At 64.0% G+C, this 21388-nt stretch carries 16 protein-coding genes; 1 reads left to right on the plus strand and 15 read right to left on the minus strand.

Going from position 1 to position 21388, the window contains the following annotated elements; all coding sequences use genetic code 11:
• Positions 1-47 precede the first annotated feature (47 nt).
• Positions 48-539: a GNAT family N-acetyltransferase gene (locus TBU01S_RS19735; protein ID WP_068639214.1), complete on the plus strand. Its 492-nt coding sequence runs from the start codon at positions 48-50 to the stop codon at positions 537-539.
• A gap of 198 nt (positions 540-737) precedes the next feature.
• On the opposite strand, the gene TBU01S_RS19740 is transcribed toward TBU01S_RS19735, so the two are convergent.
• The 15 genes from TBU01S_RS19740 to tssK form a co-directional block, all read right to left on the minus strand.
• Positions 738-1781, minus strand: coding sequence for an MBL fold metallo-hydrolase (locus TBU01S_RS19740; RefSeq protein ID WP_083953744.1), 1044 nt, complete (start codon positions 1779-1781; stop codon positions 738-740).
• Between the two features lie 144 nt (positions 1782-1925).
• Positions 1926-2333 carry a hypothetical protein gene (locus TBU01S_RS19745; RefSeq protein ID WP_068639216.1) on the minus strand — a complete coding sequence of 136 codons (408 nt, stop codon included), beginning with the start codon at positions 2331-2333 and terminating at the stop codon, positions 1926-1928.
• Positions 2334-2377: 44 nt separating this feature from the next.
• Positions 2378-2848, minus strand: coding sequence for a type VI secretion system baseplate subunit TssE (tssE, locus tag TBU01S_RS19750; protein ID WP_083953745.1), 471 nt, complete (start codon positions 2846-2848; stop codon positions 2378-2380).
• Positions 2849-2856: 8 nt separating this feature from the next.
• Positions 2857-3591 (minus strand): type VI secretion system-associated protein TagF, encoded by a 735-nt coding sequence (gene tagF, locus TBU01S_RS23320; RefSeq protein ID WP_083953746.1) that lies wholly within the window; start codon positions 3589-3591, stop codon positions 2857-2859.
• Complete coding sequence (locus tag TBU01S_RS19760) at positions 3579-4397, minus strand: PP2C family protein-serine/threonine phosphatase (RefSeq protein WP_068639219.1); 819 nt, start codon at positions 4395-4397, stop codon at positions 3579-3581. The genes tagF and TBU01S_RS19760 overlap by 13 nt, the downstream gene beginning before the upstream one ends.
• A complete protein-coding gene (gene tagH / locus TBU01S_RS19765; RefSeq protein WP_068639220.1) occupies positions 4397-6184 on the minus strand; it encodes a type VI secretion system-associated FHA domain protein TagH in 1788 nt (595 codons plus the stop codon). Before tagH ends, TBU01S_RS19760 begins: the two co-directional genes overlap by 1 nt.
• Before the next feature lie 23 nt (positions 6185-6207).
• Positions 6208-6777: a hypothetical protein gene (locus TBU01S_RS19770; RefSeq protein ID WP_157659222.1), complete on the minus strand. Its 570-nt coding sequence runs from the start codon at positions 6775-6777 to the stop codon at positions 6208-6210.
• The gene (locus TBU01S_RS19775; protein WP_068639222.1) at positions 6758-8806 is read right to left on the minus strand and encodes a protein kinase domain-containing protein; all 2049 of its coding nucleotides are present in this window, start codon (positions 8804-8806) and stop codon (positions 6758-6760) included. The genes TBU01S_RS19770 and TBU01S_RS19775 overlap by 20 nt, the downstream gene beginning before the upstream one ends.
• Positions 8807-8808: 2 nt before the next feature.
• Positions 8809-9255 carry a tlde1 domain-containing protein gene (locus TBU01S_RS23325; protein WP_217999668.1) on the minus strand — a complete coding sequence of 149 codons (447 nt, stop codon included), beginning with the start codon at positions 9253-9255 and terminating at the stop codon, positions 8809-8811.
• Positions 9256-9302: 47 nt separating this feature from the next.
• The gene (gene tssH, locus TBU01S_RS19780; RefSeq protein ID WP_083953748.1) at positions 9303-12155 is read right to left on the minus strand and encodes a type VI secretion system ATPase TssH; all 2853 of its coding nucleotides are present in this window, start codon (positions 12153-12155) and stop codon (positions 9303-9305) included.
• Between the two features lie 7 nt (positions 12156-12162).
• Complete coding sequence (gene tssG, locus TBU01S_RS19785) at positions 12163-13197, minus strand: type VI secretion system baseplate subunit TssG (protein WP_068639223.1); 1035 nt, start codon at positions 13195-13197, stop codon at positions 12163-12165.
• Positions 13190-15058, minus strand: a complete 1869-nt coding sequence (tssF, locus tag TBU01S_RS19790) for a type VI secretion system baseplate subunit TssF (protein WP_068639224.1) — start codon at positions 15056-15058, stop codon at positions 13190-13192. The genes tssG and tssF overlap by 8 nt, the downstream gene beginning before the upstream one ends.
• A 37-nt stretch (positions 15059-15095) precedes the next feature.
• Positions 15096-18701, minus strand: a complete 3606-nt coding sequence (gene tssM / locus TBU01S_RS19795) for a type VI secretion system membrane subunit TssM (RefSeq protein WP_068639225.1) — start codon at positions 18699-18701, stop codon at positions 15096-15098.
• The gene (locus TBU01S_RS19800) at positions 18698-20050 is read right to left on the minus strand and encodes a DotU family type VI secretion system protein (RefSeq protein WP_088178905.1); all 1353 of its coding nucleotides are present in this window, start codon (positions 20048-20050) and stop codon (positions 18698-18700) included. The genes tssM and TBU01S_RS19800 overlap by 4 nt, the downstream gene beginning before the upstream one ends.
• Entirely contained in the window at positions 20029-21360 is a 1332-nt protein-coding gene (gene tssK, locus TBU01S_RS19805; protein WP_068639227.1) for a type VI secretion system baseplate subunit TssK, read from the minus strand. The genes TBU01S_RS19800 and tssK overlap by 22 nt, the downstream gene beginning before the upstream one ends.
• Between the last annotated feature and the right edge of the window lie 28 nt (positions 21361-21388).

The following is a 21388-nucleotide window of genomic DNA, read 5'->3' on the forward strand; positions in this document are numbered from 1 at the left end:
GCTCTGCTGCGTGCCAAGGCCCGCCACGCCGAGCTGTTTGGCGCTGAATGAGGGCCGCGCCGTCCAGCATCGTTGCCTTCGATGCAGCGTATGACCGCTCGACCTTCGACTGCGGCTCCGGACCGCTCAACCGCTACCTGCGCGAGCAAGTCACACAGGACATCCGCCGCCGAATAGCAGCTTGCTTTGTTGCCCTGGCTGGTGGACGGAGCGTTGCAGGCTACTACACCTTGTCAACGGCCAGCGTGCCGTTGGCCGACCTTCCATCCGATATCACCTGCAAGTTGCCCCGCTATGCGGCCGTTCCGGCGGTCCGCATGGGCCACTTGGCGATCGATCAAGCTTTCAAGGGGCAGGGTCTGGGCGGGGCGCTGCTATACGACGCCTTGCGGCGGGCCGCCCGCTCCGAGATTGCCGCCTTCGCTCTTGTCGTAGACGCCAAGGATGACCAGGCAGCCGCTTTCTACCGACATCATGGCTTCATGGAGCTGTCGGCGTCCTCCTTGGCCTCGTTCCTACCTCTGGCAACCGTTCGATAAGTGCCTCCGCCCCGCTTCGTGGCGGGCGCGCTCATAACTGGCAATCCATCCTTACAAAATCCGCGCCAATAAGGATAAGCCTGCCTCGCAAGCGGCCGCTCTGGCGCCCGAGACTCGCCCTGCAAGGTATTGGCCGAGCAGGATGAATCCCGCGCGGCATGCATTTGTCAGTCTGACGCGGCATCTGGCACTGCTCTATCAGCGCCCTGCAGCCTGACGCTGGGCAGGCCCGGCCAGCGCCTGCGAATAATCGACCGGCAGCCAGCGATAGCTGGTGTTGCTTACCGATAGGATGCGTCCGATGCCAGGAAACGGCATGTGGGCGCCTGCGACCCAGATACCAGTCTGAGCCGCACCACGCAAAAGCTTGTTACGGGTGACGCGCGCGGCCTTCTGGTCTACATCGAAGGCGACCGTGATATTGGGATTGGCGAACTGGGTACCGGGGCTGTGCACGATGTCCCCCCAGAACAGCAGCATTTCACCATCCGCGTTGATGAAATAGCCGGTATGGCCCGGCGTATGGCCTCGCAATACGACGCTTTCGATGCCTTCGATGGGTGGAGTGCCGCCTGCGAAAGTATGGAAGCTGCCGCGGGCCTGGTATTCGGCGATGATCCGTCGCAACCCCTGGTCGTAGGGCTGGTCGGTGTTGAGGCGGTCGCCGGAAAGCCAGAAATCGGCTTCGGCCTGGGCCACGTAGAGCGCCGCATTGGGAAAGGCCAGCCCATGCTCGGCAATGAGGCCCCCGGCATGATCGGGGTGGAGGTGCGTCAGAAGGACGGCCGTCACGTCTTCGGGCGCGTAACCGGAGGCGGCAAGGTTGGCTTGGAGCTTGCCAAGCGTGTCGCCCTGCATGGCACCCGCACCAGAATCGATCAGGATGACGCGCTCGCCATCGTCGACCAGAAACGCATTGACCGCGGTCGACACGTTCGCAGGCTGCTTGACGATGCGCAGGGCCCGATCGATGGCGGCCCGAGACGCCCCCTTGAGCTGGGTGCTGGGGATTTCAATGCTGCCATCGTACAGCGCCGTCAACGTGAACCGTCCCAGCCGCATTCTGAAGTAACCGGGCGCCTGGCCATGCCTGTCCGGGGTCGCGGCGCCATCGTCGATCGGCGTTGCTGCTCCCCGGGCCGAACCGTGATCACCGAAGAGATGGGCGCAGCCTGTGACGGACAAGGCCAGCAGCGCGAGAAACAGAGTATGGAACAGTCGGTTTTTTCTATTGGAGAGCATGGAAAGAGGGACGATCCGGAATGAGGAGCGGTTGAAAGACAGTTGCAGTCCATCAAAACGCCAAGCAGAGCTTGCGTTCAGCTGACGGGTGCATCCTGCACGCCGGAGCAACTGATGAACAGCCGGTGTATCGACAGACGGATATCATTGTTCATAGGCTGAATTGAGTACAGCCACCGCCTTCTGAATTGCAGCACGAACTGAAGATCCATCAATGATCTCCGCGCAGTAAAGTATGGACAACACTTTGTCCTTGCCCGGACCCGTTTCGTCACGAATCACGGCCATTTCACCTTTCGCGCTTTCGCTCTTTACCTGGTCAAGAACATCATCCAGAACATCGATATCACCTTTCATGCGCTGAATGATAACGGACGCCCATGCATCGCCTTGATCCTTGAGATACGGGTCGCTCTGACTCGCGAGGCAGCTGGCTATCGCGTAGCCTTCGACGTCGCGCAGCACTTCCGGGCGCGAGGCGCCGATGGGATGCATTTTGGCCGCACACCCCATCACGGCCAAACACAGCAGCGGGAAGACGGCTCCCCTCATGGCAGCTCCCAAAACTCGCCGCGTGAGGTTTTCATGCCCCACCCCTACTCCCCACTCAGCGAAACCAGGCCGTTTTCGATGTCCCACTGCGCGCGCACGGATAGCTCCAGCGGATACGGCTCGAACCAGAACGCCAGCCGGATTCGAAATACCAGCTGGCTCCGAGCGGCTTGTTCGCTATCCGCCAGCAAGGCCACCGACAGGCTTTCAGGCAGCACCCTCGGTTCGTATGTGAGGATTGCCTTCTCGATGTCCTGGGCCAACTTCGTCAACTCCCGCTCGGTCAGCGTCATGCCGGTGCTGCAGGGGATGCCGTAGTTCAGCACGGAACGGCTGGCCTCGGCATGCTTGGCGAACGACGTTTGCTCCCTGGGCGCCACGCTGCACAGCAGCCACTGCAAGTCCCGCAGCACCGACTGTTGATACGCCTGCCTGGACATCCCTCCTTTTCCGTTTTCAGGCGATTCGACCAGACGGTCGAGCAATGTCGGCAAGAAGCGATCGCTACGGCTCATCCGGGGCCTTACTCCCAGTCCGCCCGATGCCGTCCTGGCCTTTCGGCCCAGCCAGCCATCAACAATTCGAACAAATCCTCATCCGGAGCGCCGTTATGGATGATCTGGCGGGGCGGCTGACGGGGCGAAGGCTCCGCCCACCAGAAGCTGCGCCCTTTGCGCTCGGTGAAACGTTCGGCCAGATCCGGCCAGGAAAACCAGTTCGGATTGGCGCCTGTCGCAATCCCCAGGTCGGCCAGGATGTCGCCGGCAGAGTCTCCTTCCCGCCCCTGGGTACCGTCTGCCTCCAAAGCTGCCTCCAGTCCGGACTGGATCGCATCGACACTCAAATCGCCTCGAATGACTTGCCTCAACAAGGCTTCCACCTCGAACAGCCAGCGGCTCCGGGGCGGCAGGTGCTCCGTCATCCTTGCTCCGTCCACCGAGCGCAGAGCCAGCACCGGCGAGCAACGGCCGATTCGATCCACGCTGGGCGCGACGCAACCCACCAATGGGCGTGCATCCCAGATATGTGCGTTCATGGCGAAGTGCCATACCGGTGCCAGTTGGTATGCGGCTTTCCAGGCCTCCCCATGCCTCTCCGTCAAGCGCCCCATCCCCCCCGCACACCATGCATGTACATGCTCGCGAAGCGCCAGCGGCAATCCCCGTCCCGCAAAATCTCCGAGCACGGGCAGTTTGCCAAACCACCCCACCAGCGGGGGCTTGCCCCAGCGCATCGAGGAAAAGCTCATGCCTGCCATGCGACCCGTCCCACGTCCTTCTCTCCCAAGTCCAGGATGCGAGTGACTTCGATGCGCTTCCCTACCCAGACGGCCAAAGCACTGAAGTTATCCATGTCCGACTCGCACGCTGGCCGCTTGATACGCGACAGCATGCGTTTCACCCATTCTTCGGGAGTGGCTGCTCCCCTCAGTTCCTCTTCCATGACCGCTTCAGGCAATGCGTCCCAAAACCCATCGCTGCAAAGCAGGAAGACATCGCCTTGCAATACCGGTAGCGGCGAATCGCAAACGGCTGTCGGTGGCGTCTCCGGCGACCCCACGGCAGCATAAAGTGCATTGCGCTCCTGCCGGCCACGCAGATCTCCCCGCACGAACCCGGCATCGATCATCGCCTGCAATACGCTGTGGTCGTGCGACAGTTTGTGCGCCCTGCCGTTTCGGAACAGGTAAATGCGGCTATCACCCAATTGGCACCAGGTTGCACGCCCAGTCTCGGTACTGATCAAAAGCGTTGCCACCGTGGTATTCATCTCGCCGCAACCGGGATGACGCTCACGCGCCGTTGCAAGTGCGCCACGCGCAACCGCGATCGGCCAGGCCGCATCCATGCAGCGAGCGGCGGGCGCAGTCTGGAAGCAGCGCAGCACTTCGCTCACTACCGCCCGAGACGCTTCAGCCCCGCCCTCGTAGCCACCAGCGCCATCCGCCAGAGCAAAACAACCAATATGTTCATTGGCGCAAAAACCGATGAAATCCTGATTGTTCTCTCGGCTACCCAGTTCCGTGCAGTGGGCGATGGACAAGTGCATCATGGGATCTTTCATCAGAGCGCCTCGCGTTCCTGCTTTCCGCCTGCCCGGGCGTTCTCCTCATAGGCGTCGACGAACGCGGCACCGAAAAACTCCTGGAAGCGGTCCACCGCCTGTTCCCGCGTGTTCTCGAAATAGCGCCCGTAAGCGTCCCACAGCCGCGCCTTGCGCCCCATCGACAGCAGGTTGTCGATCATGCCATGGGTATCGGCATTGCGCGTGATCGTCTCCGGATCGAAACGCTCCAGCACCAGAGACAGTGCAGACCGCATGCCTGAAACCACACCGATCTGATGGCTCAGCAGATCGGCAAAAGCTTCGTGCACCGCATCCTCTGCCCCCATGAAGCCCGGATACTCACGGCCGAGCAGATACATCAATGCAACATCGGCATCCGGAGAGAATTTCAGCGGATTGTTACGATCGGGGGATATCACCGTGACATTGGCGCGCACTTCGCGCTTGACGGCTGCCCGTGCGGCCATGAGCCGAATCGTGCCGTCGATCGACGTCCGTAGCAGAGCACCCAGTGTGCGCATGAAATCGGCGTCCAGCTTCCGATGCTCCGGCAAATCATCCAGCTCGAGCCCCTCCAGCAGCGCTGCATGCAGTGCCGCCACCTCCCGATTCACCGCATCACCCGCCCCGGTTGCCGCCCCTGCCTCGACTGGGTGCGCAGCCACGCTCTGCTGCGTGTGAACGCCAGAAGGCGCTGGATCGGATTCGGCTTCCGGCGCGGGAGAAGGCGCTTGAAAGCCTTGCAGCTCGATTGCCTCTGCGGGAATCGGCGAAACGGCAGCGCCACCATCCTGATGCCCATCAGCATGCTGCGACGACATGCCCATGTCCGGCGCATCGGAACTCGACGGCAGGGCACGCTGATCGCCCAACAGTTCGTCCAGGGCGAAATCCTCAGGGATCAGGAGCGTATTTTCGGTTTCCGCCACATCTCCTTCCTCCCCTTGAGCTTGCTCGCTTTGCATGGCGGGAGCGTCGGGCCCGGTCTCCGAGGAAGCCATTTCAGGCCTATCGGTATCGAGCGAATCCAGAGAAAAGGGCGAATGCAATTCGCTGACGGGGCGAGAAGGAGTCGCGCCGCCGGGCTCTGCGTTTCGATCGCCCGGCACACCGAACAAGTCCTCCACGGCCTCTTCATCGCCGCCAAAAATCGCCAGCGGATCCAGCGCCCCCTCCTCCAGCAACGGGTTGCCGCTTTCCGACAACGGGTCCTTGGTCAACTCATGCGCCAGTTGCCCTGAGCGGCTTTCCTGGTCAAGACCGCTCAACAGTTGCTTGCCGCTCCCTGCAAGATCGGAAAGCCTGATCGTGTTTCTGATGGATGCAAGGCCGAGCGGATCGTCGGACATCAGCGGGCGTGTGCTCCCCTTGTCGAGAATGGCATTGATATCCGCTGCATGCGGGTCCTGCGTTTCATCTCCCGGCAAGTTCGCAGCCATTTCCGGACGGGTACCCTGTTCCCGCTGCGCGGTGATCCGCACTTCGAGCAAATAGCCCCCGATACAGATCTGGTCGCCATGGTTCAAGGTCCTGCTTTCCCCCGGGGCAACGGGAACGTCATTCAACAACGCCGGGTTGGACGCACTGACGTTCGTCAGCAGGTAAGTTCCATGCCGATCCGGCTCGATCATGAGATGCCGCCTGGACAGCAAGCGCATGGGGTCGGGAAGCATCACGGCGTTGTCATCACCGCGCCCGACACTGCCGCCCCCTTCCGGCAGCTGGCGGATGATCGGAAACACCGGAGCAATGTCGTTGTATTTGATTGCTGCTACTTCAAGCATGATCTTTCTCCACAACGCCGTATTCAGCGCGACTCCCAGCGCAAGGTGATGCGCTCGCCCGTTTCGATATAGAACTGCGCCATCATGGGAGGCGTAAGAGGATGTTCGATTCGGATCTGGTGCTCTCCCGGCACCAGTGTGACGATGCGTGCGCTGCCATCCTGTACCAAGCCAATTTCACGTTCATCCAGAAACACGACGCCGCGCACCGGAGCTTCCAGGACCAGTTGCGGCTGCCTCTGAGCCGCCACCTTATCGATGCGCATCACCGGCCAGCCACGGTCGCTTATGCCGACTGCGCCACTGGGCTTCGGAAAGACGATGACGCGCTGCAACGCCTCCTTGCCGGCCATCGACCAATCGCCGATTCGCTCCCTGCCCTGCTGCTGCAGCGCCTCGATCCGCTCCCGCACAGCCTCTTCGAGCACCTGATCCACCTGCCCGGAAGCGGCACGCTCGAATGACGGCGCGTCGAACAGGGTCGAACATGCACTCGCCGCACCAAGCATCACCGCGCCATACAAGCACGGCAGAAGACACCGGGCATATGCCGGCCCGGACGGCGTCCGCGCTTCAATCGTTTCCAAAGACATGCCTGATCCGGTAGGTACGACCGGCCTCTATGTCCAGCGTGACATGCTTTGCAGGATGGGTTTCGTTGCGTATCTCGATTTCGATCTGGCCCGGATCGGCCTGGAAACGGACCCGCGGTGGCGTGACACCGACCAGTTCCCCATTGACGAACACATTGCCCCATGGCTCGACGCGGACATCGACCGTGCCCTGCTGCTGTTCGGCAACCACCGGAGTTTCCGGCACGGCATTCTGGGCGTTGGAGGCCGGAGCGATCCCATGTTCATCCCCGCCGGCATCAGCCACCACGGTGGGAATCGGCGGGTCCGTAGCCATGGGCTGACCGGCAATCATTGGCTGATCCGTGATCATCGGCGGATCGGAGGCAGGCGCTGCCGCCATCGGGGGCTCCTGCCCCACGCCGGCACCCTCGCCGCCAGCGCCATGATGGGCTTCAACGGCCTGCGACAAAGAAGGAGTTTCCACCACCTCCGGCGCCTCGGCCGCCTGCAACGTCACGGCAGGCGGGCCGTCGCTCGCCCTCTGTGCGTCAGCCTGCTGCTCATCGTCGTGGAGCACTTCCGCCTCCGGCAAGGCTGGTTCAGCCGAAACGGCTTGCGGAGCCTCCCTGCCCTCCTTGCCGCCAAGCGCGAATGGCATACCGGCCGGCGGAGAATCGCTTGCCGCGGTTTGTGCCGACGCCGCCGGGCTGGCTGCCGGCTCCAGCCCATGCAGATCGTCATCACCAGATTGAGTGAACAAATACATCCCGATGAGCGCAGCAAAGAGCAAGGGCACTCCGATCAGCAGCCCGTTACGCTTACGTGCCGGCGCCTCGGATTTCAGCTCGCCGACGGGGGAAGAGGTGGACGCAGCGGGCGCTGGCTCATGGGCATCACCGGCGGGCGCCCGCCTGTCCGGCTGTTTCTCTGTCCGGGAAACCGGCGCGGCCCGGTCCACCTCCTTCCCGGACTCCTGCAGTGCCCCCTCCGGCAACGAAATGAGACCGGCAAGCACATCGCTCTCGCGATCCCCGGCCTGCTGCCCCATCCCCGCATCAGCAGAAGCGGGGAGGACGGCGCCCTCCTCGGCAGGCATGACCGCCTCCAGCGCCAGCATGCGCTCGTCGGCGGGCTCGGCAGCATGCATCAGCTCGAGGAAAGCCTGTACCGACTGCGGACGCTGGTCGGGCGAGACTCGCAAGCCCAGATCGATCGCAGCCAGTAAGGCAGGCGAGATTCCTGGCGGTGCATTTTTCGCCAAGGGAAGCAGCGGATCGCGGATGATGCGTGCGACCGATACGGTAGGCATGATCCCGGTGACGACCTGGTAGGCGACGGCAGACAGTGCATACAAATCCGTCCAGGCGCCCTGTGGCGCAACCTTGTGATCCTCGCTGTATTGCTCGATCGGCGCAAACCCCGGCTTCAGGATGACCGTGGAAACATCCGACTTGTCGACCAGGATGCTGCGCGCCGCACCGAAATCCAGCAGCAAGGGCTGGCCATTCTCGAGCATCAGGATGTTGTCGGTGGAAATGTCGCGGTGATAGCAGTCCGAACCGTGCAACTGCGCCAGGCCATCCAGCAGCGGCATCAGAAATGCTTCCAGGCCGGCACTGTCCTCGATGCGGAAGCCTTCCTGGATCAGTTCGCTCAGCGGCCGCCCAAGGTAGAACGGCATCACCATGTAGGCCGTGCCCTGCTCTTCCCAGAAACGCAGGATCTCGACCAGCGCAGGATGCTTGAAACGCGCCAGCATGCGCGCCTCCGAGACGAAGCAGCGCAAGCCCTTCTCGAAGGTCTCACGCTGGCGCTCAGAGCTGGCAACCACCAGCCCATCATCCCGGCGCGTGGCATGGCTGACCGGCAGGTACTCCTTGATCGCGACCTCACGCTCGAGCAAGGTGTCATAGGCCCGGTACACGATGCCGAATCCGCCTTCGCCGATCACCGACCTGATCTCGTATTCCTGCACGCGCGCGCCGGCCGGCAGCGCGTTTACCGGAGCCAGGCGCTGAGCGGCGCCACGCGACTGTATCGTATCCATATTCAACGCCTGACGGAGGCCGGAGGCGATCCGCTCGAATCTTTCAGTCTCTTTCTAATGAAAAGAGCTGATGCAAGAATAATGCTCGCCAGAGCGAGCCCCAAACCCAGACCAACAGCAATCTCCAGATCAGCAACACTTTCGCAACAACTTGCGCCTGAAGCATTGGCCAGAAAATTCCATGCAGCATCGGGGATGGTGATAAACCAAAGCGATGGGGTTCTCAACCAGACTGCCGCAAATGCAAAACTGAAGAAAACCAGCCACAAGAGCATGAAAAGATCACGAAGCCAACCCAAGCGCCCTCCAGACTCTCTGTCGACAATGAAGTACTCGCCGGGAGGGATTGGCCCCCGGGACTGTATGCACGCAGCAACTCGCTGGTTCATCTGAGAGCCAAGCCCTGAAAACGCAGGAAAAGCACTGGCCCCCAGGACAAAGCTGCTCATGGACTTGCCATTGAGTTCAAAAGAGCATTGCTTCATATCCGATCTCTTCAAAAAATGGCATCTCGATCTTCCATTGCATCCAGTTTCGTGGCTTCCGGTGACCCCGCCTCCACCTCCGAAGGAGCATGTTGCAATGCAGCACTCCCCTGGGCTGGCCGCGTACGAACATCGACCACGAATGCGCCCCCCTCGGCCGACAGGCGCACGTGTTCGAGCGTACGTCCGGAAATCATTGCCTCGAGCGCATGCCGGCTGATCTCGGGCAGCACGGTATTGGTCAATACCGCATCGATCATCCGTCCTCCCGAATCACTGACATGGCAGCGCTCGAGCACGCAGCGGATCGCTTCGTCGTCATACTCCAGCGCCGCACCGTGATTGCGCTCGATGCGCGCGCGTACCCGCTCCAGTTGCAGGCGGACGATCGCCGACAAGGTTTCCGCTGCCAGCGGCACATAGGGCACCACCACCAGGCGCCCCAGCAAGGCAGGCGGAAACACCTCCAGCAGCGCCGGCCGGAGCGCCTCATCCAGTGCCTCGGCACTGGGGGGCTGCGGCCCGTTCGCGCACAGATGGTCGATGATCTCGGTGCCGACGTTCGAGGTCAGCAGGATCACGGTGTTGCGGAAGTCGATTTCCCGCCCCTCGCCGTCTTCCATCCGCCCCTTGTCGAACACCTGGAAGAATATCTCGTGGACATCCGGATGCGCTTTCTCGATTTCATCGAGCAGGATCACGCTGTAGGGACGGCGGCGAACCGCCTCGGTCAGCACACCGCCTTCGCCATAGCCGACATAACCCGGCGGCGCGCCCTTGAGCGTCGATACGGTATGCGCCTCCTGGAACTCGCTCATGTTGATGGTGATCAGGTTCTGCTCACCGCCATACAGGTTCTCCGCCAGCGCCAGCGCCGTCTCGGTCTTGCCAACGCCGGAAGGGCCGCACAGCATGAACACGCCGACCGGCTTGCGCGGGTCCGACAGCTTCGCCCGCGCAGTCTGGATGCGGCGCGCAATCGCCTCCAGGCCCTCGCGCTGGCCGATGACGCGGCGCCCGAGGCTGTCGGCCAGCTCGATCACGGCACGGGCCTCGTCACGCACCATCCTGCCGACCGGAATACCCGTCCAGTCGGCAACCACCGACGCGACGACGTGCTCATCGACCGCCGCCGTCACCAAGGGCTGCTCACCGCGGCACTGCTGCAGACGCTGCTCCAGCTCGACCAGACGCGCCCGCCTGGCCTCGGTGCTTTCCGCAGCTTCCTCGTACTCACCGGCCTCGATACTTTCCACGGCTTCCGCCTGCTCATCGGCATTGCCGCCGCTCTCTCCGGCACTCGGCCCGGCCGCGTCCTTGAACAAGGCGCCGCGCAACTCGACGATCTGCGCGACCAGCGCACGCTCTTCTTCCCAGCGCGCCTCCAGCTCCGCCACCCGGGCCTCCAGCCCGACGATCTCCCCATCGAGCCTGGCTATGCGCTCCGCGTGCGACTGTCCTGCCGCCTGCTCGCGCAGCAGCAGCGTGCGCTCATCCTGATGCAAGGCCATCCGGCGCCGCAGATCCTCCAGTTCCCCGGGCGTCGCATGCTGGCTGATCGCAACCCGGGCCGCGGCCGTATCCAGCAGCGCCACTGCCTTGTCGGGCAACTGGCGGGCGGGAATGTAGCGGTGCGACAGGCTCACGGCGGCGCGCACCGCATCGTCGAGAATGCTTACGCCATGATGCCGCTCCAGCGGTGCGACGATTCCGCGCAGCATGTCGATGGCGCGAGCCTCGTCCGGCTCATGCACCTGAACGACCTGAAACCGGCGCGTCAGCGCAGGATCCTTCTCGATGTACTTCTTGTACTCGCTCCAGGTCGTCGCCCCCACCGTGCGCAAGGTACCGCGCGCCAGCGCCGGCTTGAGCAGGTTGGCCGCGTCCCCGGTACCGGCTGCGCCTCCCGCGCCGACCAGGGTGTGAATCTCGTCGATGAACAGGATCACCGGCCTGGCAGCGTGCTGCACCTCGTCGATCAACTGCCTCAACCTCTGCTCGAATTCACCCTTCATGCTCGCACCGGCCTGCAGCAGGCCGATATCGAGGCTGCGCAGTTCGACCTGCGCCAGGCTGGGCGGCACCTCGCCCGCGGCAATGCGCAGCGCGAAACCTTCCACCACGGCGGTCTTGCCGACGCCTGCCTCGCCGGTCAGGATCGGATTGTTCTGCCGCCGGCGCATCAGGATGTCGATGATCTGGCGGATCTCGTCATCGCGGCCGGTCACCGGGTCGATTTCGCCCGCACGTGCGCGCGCCGTCAGGTCGACGGTGTATTTTTTCAGCGCCTCGGCCTTGCCCAGCGCAGCCGGACTCATTGCCCCGGAGCTTTCCCCGGGCGCGGCGAGCGCATCGCCATAGGCACTGGCAGCCGTTTCCGACGAGGCTTCGGGGCTGTCGGCCAGCAATCGACCGAACTCTGCCCCCAGGCGATCGACGTCGATGCGTTCCAGCTGCGGCGCACTTTTCAGCACCACGCTGCGCAAGCGCTTGTCGCCCAACGCGGCGAGCAGCAAATGACCACTGCGCACCGTCGCCGCACCGAAGTTTACCGATGCCTGCATCCAGGCCCGCTCGACCGCGGTATCGATATCGGATGACAGGTCCTCGATGCCGTTCGCACCATTGGGCAGGCGCTCCAGTGCGCGCTGCAGCTCGGCGACGAGACGCCCCGGCTCGACGTCGGCATCGCGCAGGATGCGATGGACGTCGCTGTCGTCGAGTTGCAGCAGCTGGTAAAGCCAGTGGCACAGTTCGACCAGCGGATTACCGCGCAGCTTGGCGAAAACGGTCGCGCCCTCGATACTTTTGTACAGCGTCGGATTGAGCTTGCCGAACAACGATACCCGGCTGATCGTACTCATGATGACCTCATGCTTGAGAATATTGTGGGTTGGCCGACTGCCCCTCGCAGTCCAGGATCAGATCACCACGATCCTGCTTCTGCGCCGACACACCCAGCCAGCTCGTCCACCCCAACCGGGACTGCCCCCCCAGCCTTACGGCGGGAACCTGGTCGGCGCGGAGGATCAGGCGAATATCCCAGGCCAGCTCGAACCCGGTGTAATTCCTGACCCAGTCACGCAGCATGTCGTGCCAGTCAGCTCCTGGCAGGAAGCGTTCATAGGCGGCAAGATCGAGCGGCCCCGCGTGAATGCGGAAGCGATGAAGGCGATCCGGCACCGCGACGCCGCACACTGCGCCGACGCCGAGTCGCGATGCATCGCCATGGCCCCCCAGCTCGCTCCGGTCCTCCGGCGACAGCTCCAGCCAGTTCATGACCCATTCTTCAACCCGGAACGTCCATCCGAAGAAGCCGGTCAGGATCGCCGTCAAGCCTTCAGGATTGCGCGTCAGCCGTACCAGATGGCCCGCCATGTGGTGTCGCGCATGACCCGGCACGCGATCCAGCCCCTCGTTGCACGCCTCGCCATGACCCGTGAGGCTGCCGACGTAGCGGCTGAAGGCGTCATCGTCGGGGCGATCCAGGCTGGTGGCCGCCTGTGCGCTGGACCACGCCCGATAAAACAGCAGCGCCGCGCGATGCTGGAAAATATCGAAGAAGGCCTGAAGCCCCTCGTCCTTGTCGATATGCACCGCGTTATGCACATACTCGGTCAGGTGCAAGGGCAAGGGACCGTTCGGGCCGAAGAGGCCGAAGCCCAGTTGGCCAAGGCGCGGACGCCCGAAGTAGTCCTCGTCGTAGCTTGCCAGCGCGGCAGGCGCAAAGCGCATCGACGGCGGCTGGCTGACCCGCAGCACCTCTTCGCTCGCGCGCATCGCCCTGCCCAGGCGTGGAGCCTGCGGGTTCCTGGCCTCAAACCAGCGCAGGGCGTTGAACCAATCGACCTCCCAGGGCGATCCTTCGAGCAATTCGCGCAGCGGCACGACAGTCGCGTCACGCATCCGGACGCCCTCCCCAGCGCGGCGGCCATGCGGCCAGCTTGCCGCGCGTGGTGCTGTGCAGGTTCAACTCGCAGAACATGTTCATCGAAACATGGCGCGACAGGAACTGCTCGAGCACGGCACCGAACAAATAGGGGCTTCCACCGGCGAAAGGCCGCTCGTCGACCGTCACGTCCACCGCGACCCCGCGCCCGAAAACCAGCGGGCCGGCAACCGGCAGGCGGCGGTTCACCGCACGGGCGTGGGTGGCGACGATGGCCTCCGCATGCCGTGCCACCACCGGATCGGCCAGCGCGGCGTACAAGCCGAGCAATTCACGCAACAATGCCGCACCGCTGCCTGCATCCATGTCGCGCAGCGCAAGGTAGTTGATCGAAAGATGGCTGATCAGCCGCCACGTCATCTCCCGCTCGGCCACCTGCGGGCGGGGACGGGATGGCCCTTTCACGATCGTGGCGCCGCGCAGCGGCAGGCGGGTATCGACACGCAAGGAGGCGCCTGCAGGCAGAAACAACGGCAGATCCCGGTTCGTCAGCAGCATGTCGACGGCAATCTGCTCGACATGCTCGGGCCAGGGCGCCTCGCGTGTATCCACCAGCGACACGAATACCTCCGAGCCGCGATAACCCGAGCGGCCGCCATCCCGCCTGCCCACTTCCGAAAGCCGGCGCGGCTCACGGCGTGCCGAAAAGAAGGCCTCCGAAGCGCGAGTCGTTTCGCCGACGTGCTTGTAGAACGGCGCAAAGGAGCGCACGGCGTTGTTGCTGCGATCGAAACCATCGATGCCGAACACCTGATAAACCTCGTAGTCCAGCGGACGGGTTCGATCCGGCACGATGTGATGCTCGAGCGCCCCCGGACTCACCGGCAAGCGTTTGCCTGAAGACGGAAAGAGGTTGATGATCGGCGCACAATTGAGCAGCAGGCAGCGGTTGCCCACCACCGGGGCGACCGCCGCAGGATCGCAATCGAGCAGGATGGCGATTTCGAAGCTCTCCGCTTCAAGGCGCGACAGCGCCGTGCCAACACCGCCTATGCTGAAGAACAGGTAGCGCGCCGGAAATGCGAAGTACTCGTGCAGCAAGCGGTAGCCCTGGAACACGCGCGCATCCGTCGGCAGCAAGGCTTGTGCTGCATCGAAGCCCTCCGCGCGCAAGGTGTCCGGTGCAGCGAGCAGCTGTGCCCCGTTGCCGTCAGGCTCGCTGATCACCGCCCCGATCCCGTGCCCCAGCACGGCCTCGTAGAGCAGGCCCGCATCGGGCTCGTCGGCCGCGATATGGAAGCACAGGCGATCCGGCAAGGGCCCGAGCGCGGCCTCGGGACGGGTGAACCTCAAGCGGATGCGCAGTACCCCCTTGACTGCCTTCCTTCCGGCCAGGGCGCCGAGCGGCAATCGATCCCCCGGCAGATCGGTCCGCACTTCCAGAATTTCCAGCGGCCACACATCAATGTCGTGCGCAGTCACGAAGCTGCATTCCGTCCGTCCGCCCGCCACGGCATTGGACGTCATGCGGGTGCCGCGCGGCAGCCTTCCGGCACCGCCATCGGCACTGCCGCCATCCACGCTTGCACCATCGAGGCAGGCGATCGCCATGGCGGGCGTCGGCGCCAGATAGTGCGGATAGACGACTTCGAGCAGACGCTGCGAAAAGCGCGGGAATTCGGCATCGATCTTGACGTGAATCCGGGCGGCGAGGAAAGCGAAGCTCTCCAGCAGGCGTTCCACATAAGGATCCGCCACCGTCTCGCCCTGCATGCCGAGGCGGCCGGCCACTTTCGGAAACGCAGCCGCGAACTCGCCCCCCAGCTCCCGCAGGTAGGCAAGCTCACGGTTGTAGTAGTCCAGAAAGCGCTCGTCCATCACGCTTCCCCCACCGGTGCCGCCGTTCCATATCGGCTCACAGGCCCGCGGGACATGCAAACTCCCTCATTTCCTTGAGCGCGAAGGGATTCTTCACGCTGCCGGCCACCACCTCGAAGCTCACCTTGCGTCCGCCGACGTCCAGCGTTGCCTGGAAGCGCTCCGGGCTGTTGCCCGGCGCGATACGCGCCTTGTCGAACAAGCGATGCAGTGCCCACGGCCCTTCCAGCACCAGGCCATCGGTGCCTGCGCCCAGCGCCGGCTCCAGTGACAAGCGGACCTGCCCGCTGCCGCGAGTACCCGGCCAGCGCACCGTATGGCCAACCTGCGGGCCATGCTGGTAACGGACCACCTGACCATCGATGTCGAGCTGCATCTGGGTGATCGTGGCATCCATCTCGAGGGGTTTGATCAGCACCGTAACCGCCGGCGCCCCGCCGCCGCTGCGGAAGAACACATCCTTGATCACCGCCGCACGCTCGAACTGTCCCAGAACGCCACCGTCCCCGAGTCCGCCACGCGCTCCCGGGATCAAGCGCCACGGACTCGCCGAAGTATCCACCACCGCAGCCAGTTCCCGCTGGAAGTAACTGTCGGCGATACCGCCCGGACCGAACATCCTCGCAAAATCCTCGCTCGCCACTTCCCGCGTTGCACCGGGCCTGAAGGGATAGCGGCCTTCGATCGTTTCCCGGCACGCCCGGGTGACCGTACCGACCATCTGCACGCTCTTGGCCGCCCGCGCCTCCCGCGCCACCAGCGTGCCGCCCGTGGCAGCCAGCGTTTCGAGCAGGCGCCTGCTCGGCGACGGCAGACGGCCGGCCTCCGCCTTCAGGCGCGCAGGCAAGTCGCTGGAAGGCGGCGGATACCCGCCTGCGCGAGCCGCCTCGACCGAACTCAGCAGCAGATGCAATTCCGACAGCGACTGCAGCGTGCCCGCCAGCGGAGCACCGCTGTCACCGCTGCCAACCGAACGCCGCAGAGCCTCGAATCTCCGATCCACGATCAGTTCCGGTTTCTCGTCCGGACCGAGGCGGCCAGGCAAGGCGCTGGGCCCGATCATCCGCGTCACATCGTCCTGTGTCGCACGAGCCGAACGCTTCACCCGCTCCAGCAGCGATGCATCATTCGCGTTGCCACCCGGCGCGGACTTCAGCAAGGTCGTCTCCTCGGCCACCGCCTTCATCAACCTTGCCAGCGGCGAATCCACCGACGACAAGCCCTTGACCAGTTCGGCCGCCTCCGCCAGCGAACGCGGCGCAATCAGGTCGATATCGTCGATGAATCGCTCCCACGCCGCCACGTAGTCCCGCATGTACAGCCGCTTGACCTCCAGCGCCAGTTCGCCGGTTGCAATCGCCTGGGCCTGCTCGCGCGCCGAAACGTCGGAGCTGCCCAGCACCCAGGCGTCATCACGCCCGACATACCGCACGACGTTATCCACTTCCGGCGCGAACAGCTCGTAATAGCCGCGATAGGTATACAAGGCGCTGACGCCGTCCGTGAGCGGCTGGCCGCTCGAGCGCTTGAAAACGGCCGGCGCACTCGGGCCGACGACGGCACCGATGGAAAAATCCGGCAGATTGTTGTGTTCGAGCGCCCTCGCCAGTCTGCGGTACGTGCGCTGTGCAAACGAGAACTGGGTCAACCTGGCACGTGTCGCATCCACCAGGGTGTTGTCGACCGGCTTGGACGCCTGCATGCCGCCGATCCCGATCAGCGCCTCGACGTGGCGCTCGAGTGCATCGCGCTCCTGGCGTGCCGCGCCAGCCGGCATGTTGTAGTCCCAGTCGGCCAGCACGAAAGCCTTGAACGCCTCGCCATCGAAACGCGCCCGGTCGTGCAGCATCAGGTAGGCCTTCAGAATCTCATACGAAAATTCCAGATCCTCCACCGCCACGGTCCGCAGCAACCACTCCAGACGGGCCTCGATCGCCGGCGCGAGCCGGGTGCGCAGCAGATTCTCGTAAAGGGGCCGCGATCCCGCCATCAGCTTGTCGCCCTGATACAGCCCGAAAGTCCATGCCCGCATTGGATCGGCCGCACGGAAATGCACGCTGTCCGACACGGTTTCCGCTTCGGTCAGCGGCGCGAGCAGGGGGTACACATTTCCATCGACCATCGGCGGCAGTTCATCCAGCTTGCGCGCCAGCCGATCCACCTTGCCGTCGACCTCGGTCAGGTAGGTCTCGTTGTTGCGATAGCTGGTCACCCAGGCAGCCACCCCGGCTACGAGCAACAGCGCGCTCACTGCGTAGGCAGCCAGATGCAGCATGCGGACACGCCGATCCGCACTGCGGTTGTGCCCGACCAGATGCGCCTCGGCAAACACGACCTTGGCCAGCAACTCGTTGAGGAAATGGCTTTTCGCGGTGCCGCGCAGCAGCGCAGGTGCGCGCACCCCTTGCGGTGCATCCATCGCGCGGATGACACGATCGAGCGGCGTGCCCTCCTGCGTCGCGCTGGTGAAGTACATGCCCCGCAACAAGGGCGCGGAGGAAAAGCGCGAATCGGCAAACAACTGCGCGCCGACTTCCCGCAAGGCCTCGCACAGCAAAGCGAATTGCTGCGGAAAGGAATGGATCAGCGCGCGTCGCGCCAGCTCCGGCTCGGACAACAGGACATCCGGAAGCCCGGCATGGATGCGCTGGCGCAGCAGCGCCAGTTCGCGCTCGACCCCATCGTCGGCATAGCCGTTTCCGCCATCAGGCGTCCAAGGCAGCGTGAAACCCCATACTTGCTCCCGTCCGGCACGGTCGAGCGATGCGAAGTACTCGTCGAAGCCGGACAGCAAGTCGCACTTGTTGATCAGCAGATAAACCGGGAAACGGACCCCCAGATCCTCCCGCAATTCATCGAGCCGGTGGCGCAGGGTTTCGGCATGGCGGCGACGCTCTTCGGAAGTGCTGTCGAGCAGTTCGGTGACGGAGACCGTCAACAGCACACCGTTGATCGGCTGCAGGCTGCGGCTCTTGCGCAACAGCCCCATGAAGCCGCGCCATTCCGCACGATCTCCTTCGGCGTCGCTGTCGTGGGTGGTGTAGCGGCCTGCGGTGTCGATCAGTACCGCCTGATTGGTGAACCACCAGTCGCAATTCCGCGTGCCACCGACTCCTTTGACGGCGCCCTTGCCAAGCGACTTCGCCAACGGGAAATCCAGCCCGGAATTCAGCAGCGCGGTCGTCTTGCCCGCGCCCGGCGCGCCGATGATGATGTACCACGGCAGCTCGTAGAGATAGCGGCCTCTCGAAAACAACCTCGTCGGGCCGCGCGCGCCCGTGCCGAAACGCGCACGGCGCAATATTTCGAGCGCTTCGCCGAAGCGCGAGCGCAGCAGCTTGACCTCTTCGGTTTCGCCGCCACGCGAGTTCGTCTGCAGCAGCTCACGCAGGCGCTCCGTCACTCCGGCATTGGCCGAGCCACGGCGCCAGCGGCGCCACAACGCACGCACCAGCAGAAAAACCGCCAGCGCAGCAATCGTCCACAGCCTCGCGCCGACCGACACCAGCGGCCGGCTGTCGCCGATCGCGAACAGCGGCCCGACGAACCAGATCAGCACGGCGATGATCAGAAAGCCGACACAAACCCAGAAGGCACGCGAAAGCAGCGTGTCCATCACACGCCGCAGGAAGGACGAGATCATTGCCGGATCTCCCTCGTCTGCCGAGCTGCCGGCGGATTCAACTGGCGCAGGATTTCGTCCCCGGACAGCATCAGCGTGATCTCGACACGCCTGTTGCGCGCCCGCCCTTCGGCGGTGTCGTTCCCGGCCACCGGCTCAGCCTCTCCCCGTCCTTCGGCCCGTACCCGGTCATGGCGCAGCATCTGTCCCGACACCAACGCGGCAACGGCACGCGCGCGCGCTTCCGAAAGATGCCAGTTCGAGGGGAAGCGCGCACTGCGCATCGGCACGCTGTCGGTATAACCGGTCACCACCACGCTACCGTCGATGTCATCGAGGCCATGCGCGATGCGGTTGAGCACGCCGAGGTAATTTGCACGGATTTCGGCACTACCCGAATCGAACAAGCCATCGCCCTTCAGGATGATGATGCTTCGATCGGACAGATCGCGCACTTCCAGCAGCCCGGCACGAATCTCGGGCTCGAGGAAGCGCCGCAGGCGCGGCTCCACCGGACGGGGCCTCTGTTCGGCGACCACCGGGCTGGGCGGCTCGAGCGTCACCAGGCGGCGGAAGACCTTGTCGGACTCCGGCCCCAGCAAAAAGCTCAGCCAGACGTAGATCGCGAAGGCAATCAGCGCGCAGGAAGCCGCCACCACCCAGGGCGGGATCATTCGCCAGGCCTCGCGCTTGGTCTCCTCGCCCCGCCAGTGTGACGACAACCGCCCTTCATAGCCGTTGCGCGCGGTATTGAGCAATGTCGCGATGCGCCGCTTGAGAATCTCCAGCTGGGCATGGCCATTCTCGGCGATGCGGAACTTGCCCTCGAAACCGAGCATGTTGCAGTAATACAGCAGCTCGATCAGTTGACGATGGCGCTCCGGATACTGCGCCAGCCGCGCAAGCAGTTGGTAATACTTTTCACCTCCCCAGGTTTCATTGTGGAAGGTCACCAACAGGCTGTGGCGTGCCCACACGCCATTGCCACCCCACGGCGTCTGCCCCGCAGCCTCATCGAGCGCGGTACACAGGCAATAGCGGGCCCCGACGATTTCATCGCGCGACACGTTCGCCGCCAGGGCCTGCTCTTCAAAAAAACGGATCTCGTCGATCAACGAACTGCGCAGATCCGCCGGCTCGCCGAGCGCGCTCGTCATACGAATGCGCGGAATCAGATTCAGCAGCCGTGTCGCGGCCTTGACGAGCGGGTTGTCGCTGCAGGACGGCAAGGGCTGCAGCGCCTCCTTCCTCGGCGGCACCCGCGCACCGTCCGCCTGCCCGCCAGCCTCACCGTTCAAACCCGCAAGCAGATCGAAGCCCGACATGGCATTCACCCCGGACCCCTGACTCATCGCCTGATCGCCCAGCACTCGAGTTCAAGCTGGGGAAAATCCCCGGCGATGTGGATCGCGACGCCCGCACTGCGATCCATCTCGTGCCACAGCTCATGGTGGCTATCCAGCTCGAAATACTGATACCCCGCGTGATACGGCAGCTCGCGCGGCGCAACCGGCAAGGGCTTCAGCTTGACGCCGGGCAAGTGCAGATTCACCAGATCGCGGATCCTCTCGACCGGCCCGATCTTGACCTGGGCCGGGAACTGGGATTGCAACTGCTCGGGCGACAGATTGGACTGTGCGGCCAGCACGAAGGACGCATTTCGCAGCAGTTGCCGGTCGGGCACCATGGCCATGCGAATGCCGTACTTGCGCTCTTCGAGGTCGATGCGGACAGCCGCCTGGTTCATCACCACCGTCAGCGCCTGCCTGAGATCGACCATGACCGGCGCGAAGGTCGCCTGCAGGTCGTCATGCTGGTAGGGCGGATACACCTTGGCGCGCCGGTGGCTCGAAAACACCGCCAGCTCGCCGACCAGCGCCAACAGCTCAGAGTACAGCCGTTCGGGGTGGACGATCTGGCGCTGCTCCAGATGCTGCAGCACAGGCAGCCAGTGGTTCACCAGCTTGAGCAGCAGGAAATCCGCGACATCCGACACGCCGCCGCGTCCGCCGCCGGACATTCGCTCGACCAACGCATCGGCACGCTGCCCCAGCAAGCCCGCGAGCTCGCGCATGTAGCCGCTGAGCACGACGCTCCCCTTGCAGGAAAGCACCGGCGGAACATAGCCGTCATCCAGGCTCAGGCGTTGATTCGCCTGGCGTTCCCGCACCCTCACGACACCGAGCGAACGCCAGCCGGCAGGCATGTCCTGCTGCAGAAACAAGCGCAGCCGCAGTTCCCCCAATTGCACTTCCGCCGGGACCGAACCGATCGCATTGACGTCCCGCACCTCTTCCGTGGTGCTGACCCAGCGCGCCGCACTACGCCGGTCCTCCTCGAAGATGACGCTATTCACACCGCTTCGCAGCGTCGGCAGCGCCAGGCACACCAAGGCATCCCTGGCTTCGGCCGGCACATCCAGCGACAGCCCGCCGGGGCAGTCTCCGGGAATCGAAAAAGGCGTGCCATCCGGCATCACGCCCCGGGCCGACTTGAGCACCACGCTGCCGAGCGAGAACGCATCCTCGTCGAACTCCAGCGAATGGAAGCCCCAGTACAGTTCGTCCGCATAGGCAATGCGCCGCTGGGTGAATGACTCGAGATAGCGTTCCTGCTGCTGGAAATGCTGGGGCCGCAGGAACATTCCCTCCGACCAGACAACCTTGCGCTCACCGCTCATGCAAACTCCCCGCAGCCCACCTGCATGC

The sequence above is a fragment of the Thauera butanivorans NBRC 103042 genome, from assembly GCF_001591165.1.
Lineage (GTDB): Bacteria > Pseudomonadota > Gammaproteobacteria > Burkholderiales > Rhodocyclaceae > Thauera > Thauera butanivorans.